The sequence below is a fragment of the Thalassobaculum sp. OXR-137 genome (assembly GCF_034377285.1).
Lineage (GTDB): Bacteria > Pseudomonadota > Alphaproteobacteria > Thalassobaculales > Thalassobaculaceae > Thalassobaculum.
This window is the reverse complement of record NZ_CP139715.1, coordinates 72,264-89,102: the sequence shown is the minus strand read 5'-3', so window position 1 is coordinate 89,102 and position 16,839 is coordinate 72,264. Positions and strand designations below refer to the sequence as shown.

The 16,839-nt window shown below is 68.6% G+C and carries 16 protein-coding genes; 9 read left to right on the top strand and 7 right to left on the bottom strand.

Annotated elements, in window-relative coordinates; genetic code table 11:
- Positions 1-107: 107 nt before the first annotated feature.
- The 3 genes from T8K17_RS00400 to T8K17_RS00390 are packed head-to-tail and all read right to left on the bottom strand — an operon-like array spanning position 108 to position 2,850.
- Positions 108-851, bottom strand: coding sequence for a ParA family protein (locus T8K17_RS00400; protein ID WP_322332556.1), 744 nt, complete (start codon positions 849-851; stop codon positions 108-110).
- Positions 851-2,446, bottom strand: a complete 1,596-nt coding sequence (locus tag T8K17_RS00395) for a CHAD domain-containing protein (RefSeq protein WP_322332555.1) — start codon at positions 2,444-2,446, stop codon at positions 851-853. Before T8K17_RS00395 ends, T8K17_RS00400 begins: the two co-directional genes overlap by 1 nt.
- Positions 2,446-2,850 (bottom strand): hypothetical protein, encoded by a 405-nt coding sequence (locus tag T8K17_RS00390; protein WP_322332554.1) that lies wholly within the window; start codon positions 2,848-2,850, stop codon positions 2,446-2,448. The genes T8K17_RS00395 and T8K17_RS00390 overlap by 1 nt, the downstream gene beginning before the upstream one ends.
- Before the next feature lie 182 nt (positions 2,851-3,032).
- On the opposite strand from T8K17_RS00390, the gene T8K17_RS00385 reads away from it, so the two are divergent.
- Positions 3,033-3,884, top strand: coding sequence for a sterol desaturase family protein (locus T8K17_RS00385; RefSeq protein WP_322332553.1), 852 nt, complete (start codon positions 3,033-3,035; stop codon positions 3,882-3,884).
- A 6-nt stretch (positions 3,885-3,890) separates the two neighbouring features.
- On the opposite strand, the gene T8K17_RS00380 is transcribed toward T8K17_RS00385, so the two are convergent.
- Complete coding sequence (locus T8K17_RS00380) at positions 3,891-4,322, bottom strand: DUF4174 domain-containing protein (protein WP_322332552.1); 432 nt, start codon at positions 4,320-4,322, stop codon at positions 3,891-3,893.
- Positions 4,323-4,457: 135 nt separating this feature from the next.
- Between T8K17_RS00380 and T8K17_RS00375 the strand changes: the two genes are divergently transcribed.
- The 3 genes from T8K17_RS00375 to T8K17_RS00365 are packed head-to-tail and all read left to right on the top strand — an operon-like array spanning position 4,458 to position 7,032.
- Positions 4,458-5,408: a 3-hydroxyacyl-CoA dehydrogenase NAD-binding domain-containing protein gene (locus T8K17_RS00375; RefSeq protein ID WP_322332551.1), complete on the top strand. Its 951-nt coding sequence runs from the start codon at positions 4,458-4,460 to the stop codon at positions 5,406-5,408.
- On the top strand, positions 5,405-6,688 hold the full coding sequence (locus T8K17_RS00370; RefSeq protein WP_322332550.1) for an FAD-binding oxidoreductase: 1,284 nt from the start codon (positions 5,405-5,407) through the stop codon (positions 6,686-6,688). The genes T8K17_RS00375 and T8K17_RS00370 overlap by 4 nt, the downstream gene beginning before the upstream one ends.
- Positions 6,685-7,032 (top strand): nuclear transport factor 2 family protein, encoded by a 348-nt coding sequence (locus tag T8K17_RS00365; protein WP_322332549.1) that lies wholly within the window; start codon positions 6,685-6,687, stop codon positions 7,030-7,032. Before T8K17_RS00370 ends, T8K17_RS00365 begins: the two co-directional genes overlap by 4 nt.
- Before the next feature lie 182 nt (positions 7,033-7,214).
- Here T8K17_RS00365 and T8K17_RS00360 read toward each other — a convergent pair whose 3' ends face one another.
- Positions 7,215-8,069, bottom strand: coding sequence for an N-formylglutamate amidohydrolase (locus tag T8K17_RS00360; protein ID WP_322332548.1), 855 nt, complete (start codon positions 8,067-8,069; stop codon positions 7,215-7,217).
- Positions 8,070-8,168: 99 nt separating this feature from the next.
- Positions 8,169-9,275: a DUF2817 domain-containing protein gene (locus tag T8K17_RS00355; protein ID WP_322332547.1), complete on the bottom strand. Its 1,107-nt coding sequence runs from the start codon at positions 9,273-9,275 to the stop codon at positions 8,169-8,171.
- Between the two features lie 303 nt (positions 9,276-9,578).
- Between T8K17_RS00355 and T8K17_RS00350 the strand changes: the two genes are divergently transcribed.
- From T8K17_RS00350 to T8K17_RS00340, 3 genes are read left to right on the top strand one after another with little or no spacing between them, the layout of a single operon-like run.
- On the top strand, positions 9,579-11,144 hold the full coding sequence (locus T8K17_RS00350) for an alkaline phosphatase family protein (RefSeq protein ID WP_322332546.1): 1,566 nt from the start codon (positions 9,579-9,581) through the stop codon (positions 11,142-11,144).
- Positions 11,145-11,194: 50 nt separating this feature from the next.
- Positions 11,195-12,163, top strand: a complete 969-nt coding sequence (locus T8K17_RS00345; protein ID WP_322332545.1) for an alpha/beta hydrolase fold domain-containing protein — start codon at positions 11,195-11,197, stop codon at positions 12,161-12,163.
- Positions 12,164-12,165: 2 nt separating this feature from the next.
- Complete coding sequence (locus T8K17_RS00340; protein ID WP_322332544.1) at positions 12,166-12,963, top strand: enoyl-CoA hydratase-related protein; 798 nt, start codon at positions 12,166-12,168, stop codon at positions 12,961-12,963.
- 176 nt (positions 12,964-13,139) lie between these two features.
- On the opposite strand, the gene T8K17_RS00335 is transcribed toward T8K17_RS00340, so the two are convergent.
- On the bottom strand, positions 13,140-14,423 hold the full coding sequence (locus T8K17_RS00335; RefSeq protein ID WP_322332543.1) for an MFS transporter: 1,284 nt from the start codon (positions 14,421-14,423) through the stop codon (positions 13,140-13,142).
- A gap of 144 nt (positions 14,424-14,567) precedes the next feature.
- Here T8K17_RS00335 and T8K17_RS00330 point away from each other — a divergent pair, with 144 nt between their 5' ends.
- Positions 14,568-15,803: a M20 family metallo-hydrolase gene (locus T8K17_RS00330; protein WP_322332542.1), complete on the top strand. Its 1,236-nt coding sequence runs from the start codon at positions 14,568-14,570 to the stop codon at positions 15,801-15,803.
- Positions 15,800-16,594, top strand: a complete 795-nt coding sequence (locus tag T8K17_RS00325) for a 2-keto-4-pentenoate hydratase (protein WP_322332541.1) — start codon at positions 15,800-15,802, stop codon at positions 16,592-16,594. The genes T8K17_RS00330 and T8K17_RS00325 overlap by 4 nt, the downstream gene beginning before the upstream one ends.
- Positions 16,595-16,839 lie beyond the last annotated feature (245 nt).

Sequence of the window (16,839 nt, the reverse complement as noted above, 5' to 3'; positions counted from 1 at the left end):
CACGGCTGGGGGGCGGCCGTTCGGGGAGACGGGTCTTTGTCCTGGTGAGCCTTGGCGTGGGCCCCGGCACAGGGCCGGGGAGGGACGGGAGTCAGTAAAAAAGATTACTACCCCGTCGCCGCGTCCACCGCGTCCCAGAGCGCGCGATAGGCGCCGGCGACCGCTGTGCGCGGCGCGAAGGCGGTCAGCGGCTCCCGTTCCACGCCCATGCGTTCCACCGCGCTGGCATAGGGGATGGCCACCCCCAGCACGTTCTTGTGGGTCTTGGGGAAGCTCTCGATGATCTCGCGGTGCATGGCCTTGCGGCGGTCGACCATGGAGAAGAAGGGCAGCAGCTTCAGCCCCTTGATCTTCTGCTCGTCCTTGAACGCCTCCAACTGGTCGTAGGTGCGCAGGGACAGGGTGGTCGGGATCAGCGGGATGACCAGCGCGTCTGCCGCCTCGAACACCGCCTCCGACACCAGCGAGACGCTGGGCGGGCAGTCGAGCACGATCACGTCGTAGTCGTCGCCCAGCGGCTTCAGCAGCTTGCGCAGGCGGCGGGTCGACTTCTTCTCCGCCTCCAGCAGCAGGTCGAGATTGCGGAAGCGGAAGTCGGCCGGGATCAGATCGAGATTCTCGTGGTCGGTCGCCTTGATCATGTCGTCCAGGTCGCGCTTGCCGCTGACCAGGCCCTTGCCGCCGCCTTTTACCTTGGTCTTGACCCGGAAGTAGAAGCTCGCCGCCCCCTGGGGGTCGAGGTCGATCACCAGCACCCGGTGGCCGCGCAGGGCCGCCACATGGGCCAGGTTCACCGCCGTCGCCGTCTTTCCCACGCCGCCCTTGATGTTGTAGCTCGCCAGGATCCGCATCACCCCTCCTTGCGGGCGCGTTTGTGGGATTTGCCGCCGCCGAAAGCGTCCGGGCCAGTGTGACCGTCGAACAGCGTCGCGAACAGCGCTTGCGTGTCGGGCGCCGAGAATGTCCGGAACGCGTCGGCGAATTCCGCCCGCGCCTCGCGACGGTCGCGGTCGAGTTCCTCGCTCCAGGCGCCGATCGCCATCAGCGTCTCGGCCGAGACGCCCTTGCGGCCGGCGAGATCGCGGCCGTAGCCGTGCAGCGCCTCGACCTGCACCTCGCGGTCCTGCACCCGGCCGAGCACCTCCTGTAGTCCCTTCAGCGCCTTGATCGCCGGCTTGGTCTTCTCGCGCGGCAGCACCTCGGCCAGGAACTCGGCGACGTAGCGCAGCTTCTTCATGCGTTTGCGCAGGTCGTGCAGCCGTTCCGCCTCGCTGTCCGGGCCGATCCGCCTTCCGTCGCGCAGGACCTTGCGCAGCAGTGTCGCGCCGCGGGCCGAGACGGTCTCGGCGAAGGGCGCGCGCAGGGGCTCCGTGGCCGTCCAGTTGGCGCTGGACGGGCTCAGGCTGTCGCGCCACCGCGCGATCAGGGTCTGGAAGCGCGCGCCCGACAGGGTGAGGACGAGATCGCGGTGGGACGCCGTCTTGAGCCGCTGCAGATGGCGCTCCAGCGGCGCCAGCGCCGACGGGTCGCCGGGTGTCTGGGCCCGGCGGTCGGCCAGGTCCTGAAGCTGCACATCCAGATCGCGCTGCGGGCTCGTCACCTGGCCGAGCCAGCGGAATCCCTCCACGGCCTCGGCGCGGCCCTCCAGGGCGATGGCATGAGAGAGCTGCGACAGGGCGGAGCGGGTGCGGCGCACCGCGACCCGGAACTGGTGCAGATAATCCGGGTGGCGGTCGGCGATGACGCCTGGCAGGCGGTCCTCCAGCACGTCGAGTTCGGCGGACAGGATCTCGCGCATCACCGGGCCCGCCGGGTCGTCGGCCCGAAGGTCGGCGCCGGGACGGCCGGGGACGGGCGCGGTTCGAGAGACCAGGCGGGCCAGGGCCGGTCGGGGCGCCGGCTGCCATCCGAGGTCCAGCTCGATATGGTCGGCGACCCGCTGGGCGTCGGCCTCGTAGCCCTTGAGGGCGAGCACGCAGAGGTCCGCCTCGGCACGGTCCGATTCCGCCGCCCGGGTGAGCCTGAGGCGGCAGCGGATCTTGCCCTGGTCGTCGCGCAGGACGGTCGTGATCTCCTGCACCGAGAACGCAGCCACCGGGTGCAGGAAACCGCCCCGGCTCAGATCGTCCAGGGCGCTCCGCAGTGCGCCGTCCGGCAGGTCGCCGGCGAAGCTGGGGCTGGGCGGAGCGATGCGGTCCGACGCCACCGTGCCGCCGTCCGGGTCGGCGAGCGTCCAGCTCTCCCGGTCGTCCTCGCCGGCGGTACAGGTCAGAAGCCAGCCCTGGCGGGTCAGCCGGCGGTTGGCGGTGTCGCGTAGACTGACTGTCAGGACCCGCGTGGCGGGCGGATCGGCGGCGAGCGACCCGCGAACCCGGTCGACCGTTTCGCTCCAGGCCTCGGCCGGCCAGTCCTTGGGGACGGTATAAGCGTGGACAGGCGGTGGCATCAGATCCCGGCCGTTCCGTGAATGTCGGCTGGCGCCATGCGGAAGACGGACAGACCCGCCCGCAGCCGCCGCAGCAACCGCGACAAAGGTGGGGATCCGGGGACGGCGTCGCCAGGGCACGCTGTTTGCCGGCCCGGCATTTGCCAGCGCAGCATCTGTTCCAGGCGGCGCGCCTCTTCAGGCCGGGCGAGCCGGATGCCCAGAATGGTCTGGAGGAGGCGACGGCGGCGCAGAATCGCCGCCCGGAGACCGGCATCGCTGGCGGTCCCGCGCAGCTCCCGCTCCACCTGCGTCAGCCGCCGCTCGAGTTCGCGCAGCGGCATCAGCGCGCGGGGCGCGTCCAGGTTCACCACGACCAGGCGGGGGCGGCGGGATGCGGGCAGGTCTGCGGGGCAAGCGGTCATCGGATCCTCCAACCGCCGGTTTAAGCGCACAAAGTGCGCATTTCAAGAAAGAATTGCGCACACGGTGCGCTTTGTTGCCGATTCACTGCAACTCATTGAAATACATAGGAGATATTTGAGTTTTCCCGCGAGGGCCTTAAAATGCGGCGATGTGTTCGGTCAGATTGGCGAGGCCGGTCTTGATGAATGTCGTGCTTGGAGCCTCCCGGGTCCTGCTGTGGCCGGGACTGTTCGCCCTCTGTCTTGTCCCGGTCGGGATCGGCCTGTCCGCCGGCACGCCTGCCCTGGCGTTCAACGTCACCTATCTGGCCCTGGCGGCGGTTCTGGCGGGGTTGGAGCGGCTGCTGCCCTATGAGCGGCGCTGGCTGGAGATGGACGATCAGCTTCTGCCGGACCTGCTGCATACGGTGTTGACCAAAGGCTTCGTGCAGGTGGTTGTGCTGATGACCGCCGTGATCGGCGCCGCCGACCTGATCGCCGCCGATGGCGGCGCCTGGTGGCCGCGGGCCTGGCCGATGGCGGTCCAGGTGGTCGTCGGCCTCGTCGTCGTCGAGTTCGGTCTGTATTGGCCGCACCGGCTATCGCACGAATGGCCGTTCCTGTGGCGCTTCCACGCGGTGCACCATTCGGTCGAGCGGCTCTGGTTCTTCAATACCGGCCGCTTCCATCTGGTCGACACGGTGGTCAGCCTCGTCTTCGGCCAGGTCCTGCTGGTCCTGGCGGGGGCGCCGGGCGACGTGGTCATCTGGACCGGGGCGGTGACCGCCTTCATCGGCATCCTCACCCACTGCAACGTCGACATGCGCACCGGGTGGCTGGACTACGTGTTCAACACGCCACGCCTGCACCGCTGGCATCACAGCCGCGACCCGCGCGAGGGGAACAGCAATTACGGCGAGAACCTGATGCTGTTCGACCTGCTGTTCGGCACCTATCTGCGGCCCGAGCGCCGACCGCCGGCGGATATCGGGATCGACGGGCCGATGCCGGCCGGCTTCCTCGGCCAGCTCGCCCAGCCGTTCCGGCGGACCTGAACCGCGTCAGGTCTTCTGGCCGCGCTGGCGCATCTCCTGCTGGCGCATCGGCATGGAATCGATCGTCTTGAACAGGTCGCTGACCTGCACCGCCTCGTCCCGGCGCAGCTTCTCCGCGCCGTCCTTGCCGATCAGCACCACGTTGAACTCGACAATCGTGGTGTCGAACTGTTTGCGAAGGTTCTTGGCGTTCAGCTCGATCGCGAGCTTGCCGTCGACGAAGACCGAGTCCTGAACCACCTCGATGACGGTGACCTCCCGCTCCTTCAGCCCGTCCGCGGCCTCCTTCAGCCGCTGGCGCTGGACCACCAGATTGGGATGCGGCTTCACCGGCGCGAAGACCAGCAGCAGGCGGCGCTTCCAGCGGTACTTGTCGAGCGGTGCGGCCTCGGCCGGTCCGGCCGTCAGGGCCAGCAATCCGGCTCCCGCCAGCGTCAATATCTTCCTCCGGTTCATCGCCCATTCCCTTTGCCGTGTGCCGGTGCTGATATTGGCGCAAAGCCGATATCGTCCAGGTCTGTTGTCCGCGGTTCGGTGCCGGCATTGAGCCAAGAAAACCGGGGGAGAGCAACGATGGCCGCATATAAGCCGTTCGAGGAGGTCAGGCGGATTGCCGTCCTCGGGACCGGAACCATCGGCGCGAGCTGGACGGCCTACTTCCTGGCGCGCGGCTACGACGTGACCGCATGGGACCCGGCGGACGGCTGGAAGGACCGGCTGCAGGCCTTCGTCGACAACGCCCGCCCGCAGCTCAAGGCCATCGGCACGGCGGTCGATCCGGAAGGCACGCTGACCATGGTCGACGATCCGGCGACGGCGGTTTCCGACGCCGATTTCGTGCAGGAGAACGCGCCGGAACGTGCCCCCATAAAGCTCGACCTCTATCGCCGCATCGACAATGCGGTGCCGGCCCAGACGGTGGTGGCAACCTCGACGTCGGGCCTCATTCTCTCCGATCTTCAGCACGGCATCGGGTTCGCCGAACGGCTCGTGGTCGGCCACCCGTTCAACCCGCCGCACCTGATCCCGCTGGTGGAAGTCGTGCTCGGCAAGGCGACCGACCGGGCGGCGGCGGAATGGGCGCACGGCTTCTACGGCCATATCGGCAAGCACGCGATCTACGTGAACAAGGAAGTGCCCGGCCATCTGGCCAACCGCCTCCAGGCGGCCCTGTGGCGCGAGGCGGTGAACGCCGTCGCCGACGGGCTCGCCAGCGTCGAGGACGTCAACGCCGCCATCGCCCAGGGCCCCGGCCTGCGCCTCGCCCTGATGGGCCCGCACATGGTCTTCAACCTGACCGGCGGCAAGGGCGGCTACGCGGCCATGCTGGAGCAGTTCGGCCCGCCCATCGAGGGCTGGTGGAAGGACATGCAGAAGACGCCCACCCTGACGCCCGAGCTGAAGACCAAGCTCATCGAGGGCATCAAGCACGAGATGGGCGACCGCACGATCGACGACCTGGAGGCGCAGCGCGACGAACGGCTGATCGCGCTGCTGAAGATGTTGAAGGAGACCGCCGCGTGACCACGCCTGCTTCCGCCCAGACCCCCTCCAAGTCCGCGTCGCCCAAACGCATCATCGTCGTCGGCGCCGGCATCGTCGGCGTGTCCACCGGGCTGATCCTCCAGCGCGAGGGCCATTCGGTGACGCTGGTCGACCCGGCCGCGCCGGGGACCGGCACCTCCTTCGGCAATGCCGGCTCCATCGCCATCGGCAGCGTCTATCCCACGGGCAGCCCCGGCAACTGGAAGCAGGTGCCGAAGATGCTGCTGAACCCGGCCTCGCCGCTCAACATCCGGCCGTCCTACCTGCCGAAGATGCTGCCCTGGCTGATGCAGTTCCTGGCCGCCAGCACGCCGAAGCGGGTGGAGGAGATCTCCCATTCCCTGCGGGCGATCTCCAAGGACGGGCTCGTCGCCCACAAGAAGCTGATCGCGCTGTCCGGCGCCCATGACATCGTGCGGCCGGTCGGCTGGATGAAGGTCTATTCCAGCCAGCAGAGCTACGATCGCACCAAGGACGAGCGCGAGACCATGCTCCGGCGCGGGGTGAAGTTCGACGAGTTGACCAGCGACGATATCCGCCAGCTCGAGCCGGGCCTGAACCGCAAGTTCACCCATGGCTACAACCAGCCGGAAAACGCCTTCGTCAGCCAGTCGATCAAGCTGACCGAAGCCTATTTCGCCAAGTTCAGGGAGCTCGGCGGGACCTGGGTGTCGGAGAAGGTGCGCCGCTTCGAGACCGGGCCGGGCGGGGTGGAGAAGGTGGTCACCGACCGGGCGATGTATCCCTGCGACGCGGTGGTGATCGCCGCCGGGGCGCGCAGCCACGAGCTCTGCGCCATGCTCGGGCGCAAGGTGCCGCTGGACACCGAGCGCGGCTATCACCTGAACCTGAACGTCACCGAGGGCCCGGAGCTGCGCCGTCCCACGGTGATCGGCGATTACGGCTTCGTGCTCGCGCCGATGCAGGACGGGCTGCGGCTGACCACGGGAGCCGAGTTCGCCGGGGTGGACGCGCCGCCGGACTTCCGCCGGGTCTACCGCATGCTGCCCTATGCCGAGGAGGCGCTGCCGGGGCTGAAATACGAGGTGACGCGGGAGTGGCTCGGCTTCCGCCCCTCGACCCCGGACAGCGTGCCGGTGATCGGCCGCTCGCCGGACCAGGCCAACGTGTATTACGGCTTCGGCCACAGCCATATCGGTCTGACCCTGGCGGCGCGCACGGGCGAGCTGATCGCCGACCAGATCGCCGGCCGCGATCCCGGCATCGACATGGCGCCGTATCGGATCGAGCGGTTTTGAGCGACGGCCTGAGCGGGGAAATTCTGGGTCTGGAGAGACGGCTGCTCGATCCCGCCATCCGGCGCGATCGGGCGGCTGTGGACGCGCTGCTGGATCCGGACTTCACCGAGATCGGTCAGTCGGGCCGCCTATGGGATCGTGCGGAGGTTCTCGTGGCGTTGTCCGCGGCCCCAGGTTTCGACGGGCCTCGCACGGTGACCGACGTCGTGCTGCTTGAGGTGGGGCCGGGCGTTGTGCTGCTGACCTACCGGATTGTCGAAACGGGGACGCGCCGAAGTTCGCTCTGGCGCCTGGGTAGGATTGGCTGGTGCCTGCTGTTCCACCAGGGGACGCCGGAGGGTTAACCTGTCGCCGCTTCCTGTTTTTCCAAACTATCCCCACCTTCCCTCAACACTCCCCGGCCATGTGCCGGGGCCATCGGTTCGGCGTGACGGGGCGCCTGAAAAGGACCTCCCACGGCGAAGCGACCTGACGGGATTGCCCCGGCACAAGGCCGGGGAGTGATCATTGGGGAGGAGGAGCGGCCTCACCCCTTGCGGGCGAAGGCTTCCAGTTCCTCGATCATGCGGGTGATCGCCGCCTTGGTGCCGGCGAAGCGCTCGTTGCGGGTGATGGCGGCCTCGTCCATGTAGATGCCGCGGTTGACCTCGATCTGCAGCGACTCCCGGCCCTTGGACGGGTCGGAATAGCGTTGGATCAGTTCCACGCCCTTGAACTTGTCGTTCACCCCGACCGAATAGCCGGACGACCGCAAGCTCTCGACCACCAGCTCGGTGAAGGCCGCACCGGCGGTGGTGCCGTCGCGGGTGCCGACGATGAAGTCGGCCCGGCGCTGGCCCTCGTCGCCCCAACGCGCGTCGCCCCATTCCGGCATGGAGTGGCAGTCCACATGGTAGACCCGGCCGAACCGGCCGTAGGTCTCGTCCAGCGCCTGCTCCAGCGCGGCGTGGTAGGGCCGCCAGTAGGTGTCGATCCGGGTGCGCACCAGCGAGGCCGGCAGCTTGCCGCCATAGATCGCGGTCTCGCCGTCGATCACCTTCCAGATCAGCGAGGCGCCGCGCCTGGTCTTCTCGGTCACGTCCACCCGATCCGGCCAGTCGCCTTCCACCATGGAGAGGTCGAGATCGGCGGTGTCCCGGTTCGGGTCGATATAGGCGCGGCGGAACAGGGCCTCGACGAGGATCGCCCCATGCTTCGTGCAGGCGCCGAACAGCTCCTCCACGAACCAGTCGGCGACCCGCTCGCAGGTGTCCATCGGGATGGTCGGCTTGAAATCGTCGGGAAACAGCAGCCCGGTATGGGGGCTGTCGAAGACCAGAGGGGCCGGCTCGCCGACCGGGTCGGTACGCCGGACAACGCCCGGGATTTCACTGTCCGCCATCGCCGCTCTCCGCCTAGCCTGTCAGGGACCCGCCGTTTGTAGCCCGCCGTCCGGATCGCAGACAACCCGGACGGCGGTCTTGTCCTCGCCCATTTCGTGTCAGGAGAACCGAGCCAGCCCGTCCAGGGTCTGGCGCAGAACCTGCCGGCCGCGCCACAGCACCATCTCCTTCCAGGCATCCGTCGCCGGATAGTACTGGGTGCGGATCTCCATCTTGATCTCGCGGGTCTTCGGGTCGTTCCAGTCGACCGCGCCCTGGTTGTGCAGCCAGTGGTCGGCGCGCAGGGCCTTGCGGCCGCGCTCGGTGTTGTAGGTGCCGAATTCCAGGGCGACATAGGTGTAGCGGTCGCCCAGCCGCGGGGCCCAGAACTCGCGTTGGGTCCCGTGCAGGGGGATCGAGAAGGACTGGCCCTCCGCCGGCAGGCCGGTGGAATCGCCGTACATGGACAGGACCCGCTCCAGCCCGACGGTGCCGCGCTTGTGGCCGCAGATCGGCTCGCCATAGCCGTGCGGGCCGAGGCCGGTATGCACGTCGACGACGCTGACGACCGCCCGGTCGCCCAGGCGATAGTCCTTGAAGATCTGCGCCAGGGTCCGGCGCGACCAGGTCTCCTCGAAACCGCCGAAGAAGACCGAATGGGCATGTTTGTACTGGCCGGCCTTGCGGGCCGACTGGAAGGCGAGTTCGCCGTGCTCCTTGCGCCAGGCGGCGATCCGCGCCTCGCCGGCGGCGAGGGTCGCGGTGTCGAGGGAGTCCGGCACGAAGGCATCGACCAACTCGTCATGGCCCGGATTGGCCGGGATCTGCTTGCCGAAGTCGATGAAGTTCCGGTTGAGGTCGCAGCCTTCCTCGGTCACCCGGCGCCACCAGGCGAAGCCGTGGCAGTTCAGCGCGTGCACCAGCAGGACGGCGGTGTTCTCCGGCAGCCGGGCGGGGCCGTCGTCCTTCAGCCAGTCGACCTGGATGCCGCTGCCGCAGAATCCCTCCACCCCGTGGGTGGCGCTGATCACGACGAAGACCTTCCTGGCGTCTTCGGGGCCGATCCAGGCGGTCTCGCAGGCGAGATCCTCGCCGGTCGGACCCGTGTTCGGGTTGGCGTAGACGCGGGGCGCGGTCCCGGTGGCGGCCAGGGCGGCGAGAAACTTCTCGCGGGCCTCGCCGTAGGTCTCGGCGAAGCTGCCGGCGACGGAGGTGAGCAGATCCATGCGCAAGCGGTTAGCACCGTGGCGGAGCGTCGGCAATCCTGCGCGTGCGAGGAGGGACCAACCTCCTCGCTTTACGTCTTCCCGGCCTTGCGCCGGGATCCAGCCATCCGCTTGCCGGAGCGCTGCCGGAAAGGGCCCTGCGCTCCATCGCATGGCGCTCTGGATCCCGGAGCAAGGCCGGGAAGACGGTCATGAGCAACAGTGCCTGCTCCATGACATTTCCGCGACGGCCCGCGGCCCCGGTTGCGCGCGCGCCCGCCGACCGTCATGGTTCCGCCCCGTCTCCCACATCCGGCCCGGTCGATGAGCCTCCGCCCCAACGTTCTGCTGATCACGCTGGACCAGTTCAGGGGCGACTGCCTCTCCGCGCTCGGCCATCCCAATGTCCGCACGCCGCATCTGGACGCGCTGGCCGGCGACGGGGTGCTGTTCACCGATCACTGGGCCCAGTGCGCCCCGTGCTCGCCCGGACGGGCCTCGCTGCTGACGGGCCTGTACCAGATGAACCACCGGGTGCTGCGCAACGGCACCCCACTCGACCGCCGCCATCCAACGGTCGCCACAGAAGCGCGCAAGGTCGGCTACGACCCGGTGCTGTTCGGCTACACCGATCAGACCGCCGATCCCCGCACGATCTCGCCGACCAGCCCGCGCATGCGCACATACGAGGGCTTCGCCCCCGACTTCGCCGTGCACACGCCGCTGGGCGAGGATGGGGCGCTCTGGCGGCAGTGGCTGGCGGCGCGGGGCATCGACCTCGGCGATGAGCTCTCCCGGATCTGGCGGCCCAATGGCGGCGACCTGCCCCCCGCCGGCGCCCATGCGGAGCCGCCGGCCTTCGGCGCCGACGAGACTGAGACCGCCTTCCTCACCGGCCGGGTGATCGAGCATCTGCGCGAGCGGAACGGCGGTTCGGAAAGCGGGGCCGATCCCTGGTTCCTGCATGTCAGCCACCTGCGCCCGCACCCGCCCTTCGTGGTGCCGGCCCCCTACAACACGATGGTGTCGCCCGCCGACGTTTCCCTGCCGGTGCGCGCGCCGAGCCGGGCGGATCAGGCGGCGATGCATCCCTATCTGCGCTACGCCCTGGAGCGTACCGCCCTTTCCAGCTTCGTCTACGAGGCGCCGGGCCTGGTCGCCGACCTGGACGACGACGCGGTGCGCGCCATCCGGGCGGTGTATTACGGCATGATCGCCGAGGTCGACGCCCAGGTCGGCCGGCTGATGGCCTTCCTGAAGGAGAGCCGCGCCTATGACGACACGCTGATCGTCGTCACCAGCGACCATGGCGAGCTGCTGGGCGACCATCGCCTGTTCGGCAAGCTCGGCTGGTTCGACGGCGCCTACCGCATCCCGCTGATCGTCAAGCCGGCCGGCTCGCCGGTCTTCGGCCGTGTGGACGTCATCACCGAGGCGGTGGACGTGGCGCCGACCATCCTGCAGGCCATCGGCGTGGCCCGGCCGCCGGCGATGAACGGCCGCTCCCTGCTGCCCTTCCTGCACGGAGAGATGCCCGACACCTGGCGCAACGCCGCCCATTGGGAGTTCGATTTCCGCGAGACCGCCAGCGGCGAGGCGGAACGGGCGCTGGCCCTGCCGCTGGATTCCTGCCAGCTCACCACGATCCGCGACGACCGCTACAAATACGTCCACTTCTCCGGCCTGCCGCCGCTGCTCTTCGATCTCGGACGCGACCCGCACGAACTCGACAATCGGGCCGACGACGGGGACTATCGGGATATCCGGGCGATGTATGCCGAGCGTATGCTGTCCTGGCGGGCGGTCCATCAGGACCGCACCCTGACCGGCTGGGACCTGACCGCCCCCGGCGGACCGCTGCACCGCTCCCCCGACCGGGGGCAGTGGTAAGCCGCCCCCTGCCGGGGGTAGGGGTACATCGAGACTGACAGGAGGCAGACTTGGCCGAAGACCAGATCTGGGTCGATCCGGACATGAAGCGGGCAATCGCCCGCGCCCAGGAGATCGTCGTCGAATACGGGCTGGCGACCGACCGCTCCAAGCTCACGCCGGTGCAGGCCCGGGAGCGCTCGGAGCTGGACCGCAAATGGTGGAACGAGGTCCGCCCGGAGGTGGCGAAGATCGTCGACACCACCGTGCCCGGCCCGACCGGCGACATCCCGGTCCGTCTGCTCTATCCGAGCGAGAACGAGAACCTGCCGGTCATCGTCTACCTGCATGGCGGCGGCTGGGTCGTCGGTTCGCTGGAGACCCATGCGGCGGGCATGCATCTGCTGGCACTGGAATCCGGCTGCGTCGTCGCCGCCGTCGACTACAGCCTGGCGCCGGAGAACAAGTTCCCGGCGGCGGTCGAGGAGACCGTGGCGGTGGTGGATTTCATTACCCGCTCGGGTGCGGACTGGTCGGTCGATCCGACGCGCATCGCCCTGTCCGGCGACAGCGCCGGCGGCAATCTGGCGGCCGGGGCCGAGGTCGCCCTGCGCCAGCGCGGCACCTCGCCGGTCAAGGCGCTCGGCCTGATCTACGGCGTGTTCGGCGACGATTTCGAGACCGACAGCTACCGGATCTTCGGCGGCGGCAACTGGTTCCTGAGCAGCGCCGACATGAAGAACTATTTCGGTCATTACCTGAACGGCCCGGCGGATTACGACGATCCGCGCGCGGTGCCGATGAAGGCGGACGTGACCGGCTTTCCGCCCTGCTTCCTGCATTCCGCCGGGGTCGACGTGCTGCGCGACGACACCCGCCGGTTCTACGAGAAGCTCAAGGACGCGGGGGTGGAGGTCCACCACACCGAGCATGCCGGCATAATCCACGGCTGCATGACGCAGATCCGGATGGTCGGCAAGGCACGACAACTGATTGGCGGGCTGGGCAAGCAACTGGCCGGCGCCCTGGGAGGAATGTGACGATGACTGACGTGGTTCTCTGTTCCGTCGACAAACGGGGGGTGGCGACCGTCACCCTGAACCGGCCGGAGCGGAACAACGCCTATAACAGCGCGGTCATCGACGCGCTGATCGCCGGCGTGGAAAGCCTGGCGGCCGATCCGGCGGTGCGGGTCGTGGTGATCCGCGGCAACGGCAAGCATTTCCAGGCCGGCGCCGATCTCTCCTGGCTGAAGGAGATGGGGCAGCTCAGCCCGCTGGAGAACATCGAGGTCTCGCGCCGCACCGCCAGCGCGATCCAGGGGCTGACCGCGTTCCCGAAACCGACCATCGCCCTGATCCATGGCGGCTGCTTCGGCGGCGGCACGGGGATCGCGGCGGCGGCCGATATCGTGATCGCCAGCGAGGACGCGATCTTCGCCATCACCGAGGCGCGCTGGGGCGTGATGGCCGGGATCATCGTGCCGCATCTGAACGCGGCCATGGGCGTGCGCAACGTTCGGCGCTACGCGCTGACCTGCGAGCGCTTCGGCGCCCAGGCCGCCAAGGAGATGGGCCTGGTGCACCAGGTCTGCCCCGAGGGCGGGCTGGACGAGGCGGTGGCCCCGGTGATCGACAACCTGCTGATGGCGGCACCGGAGGCGCTGGCCCAGACCAAGCACCGGGCGCTGGTGGAGGCGGGGCTGGACCTGTCGGGCGAGCACTTCACCGCGCTGGTGGAGGAGCATGCCCTGAAGCGCCAGAGCGACGAGGCGAAGGAGGGGCTGGCCAGCTTCCTCGAGAAGCGCCCGCCGAGCTGGTATCCGGGGGATGCGGCTTAGATTTGCTCTAGAACACGGCCCCCACCTATCAAAACACTCCCCGGCCTTGTGCCGGGGCAGCGCGTCGGCGTGGTGCGACCCCGTCCACCTTGGCAGCGGTGTGGCGGATTGCCCCGGAATAAATCCGGGGAGTGACTGTGGTGGGTTCGGGGAGTGGGAATGGTGGATTGGGTGCGCTACGCCCGCTTCGCGTTGGGCAGGCTCCAGGCGATCAGGTTGGTCACCAGCATGCTCGCCGCCAGCACGTAGAACGTCACCACCAGCCCATAGGCATCGGCGACGATCCCGCCGATCACCGGCGCCAGGATCGACAGGCCGGTCTGCGCCCCGAACATCAGGCTCGTGGCCGAGCCGCCCAGATGGGACGGCGTCAGGTCCATCATCCAGGAATGCACCACCGGCCGGATCGCGTAGAGCGCGAAGCCCAGCACCGACACCCCGGCAATGAACGAGATCTCGTTGCCCAGCAGGGTCAGCGCCGCGATGGCCAGGGTCGACACGCCGAGCCCGGCCAGCACCACCTGGCGCCGTCCCACCCGGTCCGACAGCCGGCCTGCGATCGGCGTGGCGATCAGCCCGCCGACCTGCAGCGCCGCCAGCGCCACGCCCATCATCAGCGGAGACACTTCCATCTCGTGGGCGAGATAGAGCGGCAGGAAGACCAGCAGCCCGTTCTGGGTCATCGCCCGGAAGGCCGACATCAGGCACAGGCCGAGCACCGCCCGGTCCTTCACCACCGCCGCGATGCCGGCGAGGTACTGGCCGAAATCCACGCCCTTGCCGGCCTCGCCATGGCTGGCGGCGGGCGCGCGGCCGAGGAACATCGCCAGCAGGGCCGCCACCGCCAGGACCGGCAGGCAGGAATACAGCGCCACCCCCTCCCAGGCCATGGCGGCCAGCATCGCGCCGGCGGCAAGCGGTGCGATGGCGTCTCCCAGCCCGGCGCCGAGCGCATGGACCGACAGCGCCCAGCCGCGCTGTGCGGGGAACCGGGCGGAGAGGTAGCTGATCGCCGGCGGATGCCAGAGATTGTTCGACGCGCCGATCACCGCGACCAGGGCCGCCACCGCCAGCAGCCCGCCGGCAAAGCCGAGCAGGGCCAGGGCCGCGGCCCCCATCAGCAGCGAGGCGACCTGCAGCGCCACCCGCCGTCCGGTCATGTCGGTCAGCGGGCCGGAGCCGAAATTGGCCACGAACGCGCTGACATGCAGCACCGAGACCAGCAGCCCGGTGGCGGCGTAGTCGAGGCCCAGCGCGGTCGAGAGGTTGGGCAGCAGCAGGTAGAAGGTCGCGGCCACCCAGTGCGTCGCCCCATGGCCGAGGCCGACGATGGCAATCGGGGTGTTGTCGCGGGCACTGAGCCCGGTGAGGCGTTCGGCGAGGGACACGGCTTTGGACGGGGTTCGCTTGGCGGGAGGCAAGCGTAGCACGGGCGGTGCTGCTTCCAAGGGGGTGTTCATTCGTTCCCTTTCTCCAACCCCTCCCGGCACAAGACCGGGGAATGGGAGGAGAGAAAAATAGCCGCACCGTCACCCCGCATTCCCGGGCGTGACGCCCGCGGCGGGGACGCGTTAGGCTGGGCTTTACCCACCTGGAGGAGCCCCATGCCGAAGATCAATGCCGAGCGCCTGCTCGCCGACCTGGACCACCTGCGCACGATCGGCGGTGTAGAGACGGGCGTGATCCGTACCGCGCTCAGCGAGAAGGACATGGAGGCCCGGCGCTGGCTGAAGAAGCGCTTCGAGGAAGCCGGCCTGGAGACCACGATCGACGGCGTCGGCAACGTGCTCGGCCGCTCCTCCAAGCCCGGCCCGGCCCTGCTGATCGGCAGCCATTCCGACACCCAGCCGCGCGGCGGCTGGCTCGACGGTGCGCTGGGGGTGGTCTACGGCCTGGAGATCGCCCGGGCGCTCGCCGAGGATCCGGAAACCGCCAATCTCGCCGTCGACGTGGTGTCGTGGCAGGACGAGGAGGGCTCGTTCCTGGGTTGCCTGGGCAGCCGGTCCTGGTGCGGCGTGCTGGATCCCGAAGCGGAGAAGGCCGCGACCGGCCGCGACGGCACCACGCTGACCGACGCCATCGCCGCCGCCGGCCTGACCGACGTGCCTCGGCTGACCATGGAGGAGAACCGGTACCTCGGCTATCTGGAGGCGCATATCGAGCAGGGCGCGTATCTGGAGCAGGCCGAGCAGCATGTGGGTGTGGTCACCGCCATCGTCGGCATCCGCGCCATGCGCTTCAAGTTCCACGGCGAGCAGAACCACGCCGGCACCACCACCATGGCCCGGCGCAAGGATGCCGCCACCGCGCTCTACGAACTGGCTTACCGGGTGAACCAGGAGTTCCCGTCGGTCGCCGGCGAACGCACGGTCTGGACCATGGGCCGCGCGGTGGTGCAGCCGGGGGCCGCCTCCATCGTGCCGGGCTATGCCGAGCTGGACCTGCAGTTCCGCGACCAGGACGAGAGCATCCTCGACAGGTTCGAGGAGATCGCCGCCGGGATCGCCGACGACATCAACAGCAAGGGCAAGGCGACGGTGGAATACACCCGCTCGCGTCAGCCGGTGCGCCCGTCCTACATGGACGAGGGCTTCCAGAAGCACATCGCCGCCGCCGCCGAGGCGACCGTGCCGGGCAAGTGGCAGTCCATGCCGTCCGCCGCCGGCCACGACCCGATGGTGATCACCGCCAAGCTGCCCTGCGCCATGCTATTCGTCCCGTCGATCGGCGGCATCAGCCACGACTTCGCCGAGGATACCGACCGGGGCGACATCGCCATCGGCTGCCAGGTCCTGGCCGACGCGGCCTCCAGCATCCTCCAGGAGCGGCGCAACGCATGAGCCCGGACCGGCAGGCCGACCTCGCCGACCATCTGGTCAGGGCCCGCACCGGCGGAGCGGCCACGCCGCTGCCGCCGGCCGAGCTCGAGCCGGATGACGTCGAGGAAGGCTATGCCGTCCAGGCCCTGGTCCATGACCGGCTGGAGAAGGCGGGCTTCGGCCCGCGCACCGGCCATAAGATCGGCTGCACCACGTCGGTCATGCAGGCCTATCTGAAGATCGACCATCCTTGCGCCGGCGAGGTCTTCGCCTCGACCGTGTACGAGCACATGGCGACGTTGCCGTTGTCCAAATTCCACCGGGTCGGCGTCGAATGCGAGATCGCCGCCCGGCTCGGCGCCGATCTTCCCGATACCGGCATGCCCTACGACCGCGACAGCGTCGGTCATGCGGTGGCGGCGCTGATGCCCGGCATCGAGATCGTCGACGACCGCTACAGCAACTTCCCGTCCTTCTCGGCGCCGGTGCTGATCGCCGACGATTTCTTCAATGCCGGCGTGGTGATCGGCCCGGCGCTGGAGACCTGGCGGAACCTCGATCTGGATGGAATCGAGGGGGAGATGTTCGTCAACAAGATCCGTGCCGGCTCCGGCCGCGGGCGCGACATCCTCGGCCATCCGCTGAACGCGCTCGCCTGGCTTGCCAACCATCGGATCGCCCTCGGCCGGCCGCTGAAAGCCGGGGAGTTCGTGATGCTCGGCAGCGTGGTGAAGACCGTCCATTTCTCCGAGCCGGCCGAAGTGCTGATCCGCTTCGAACATCTTGGGGAAGCCCGCGTACACTTCACCTGATCGCCGGTGGGACCGTCGGCTCGCCGTGAGGTGGGCGTGCCGGCCCTGGTGGCAACGACTGTCCATGACCCGGAACAGGTGTCCGATGGCGGGACCGGTTCGGCCTGCCGAGCTGGGGGCACGGCTACATCTTAATCGTGTGCCTCAAATATTAAAAAACACGCCATACAAATTATGCATACTTTTACAGTGGGTATTTTTCGTAAAAGGTAATTAAGCAAGTTTTAACTGGGAAACACTAGTAG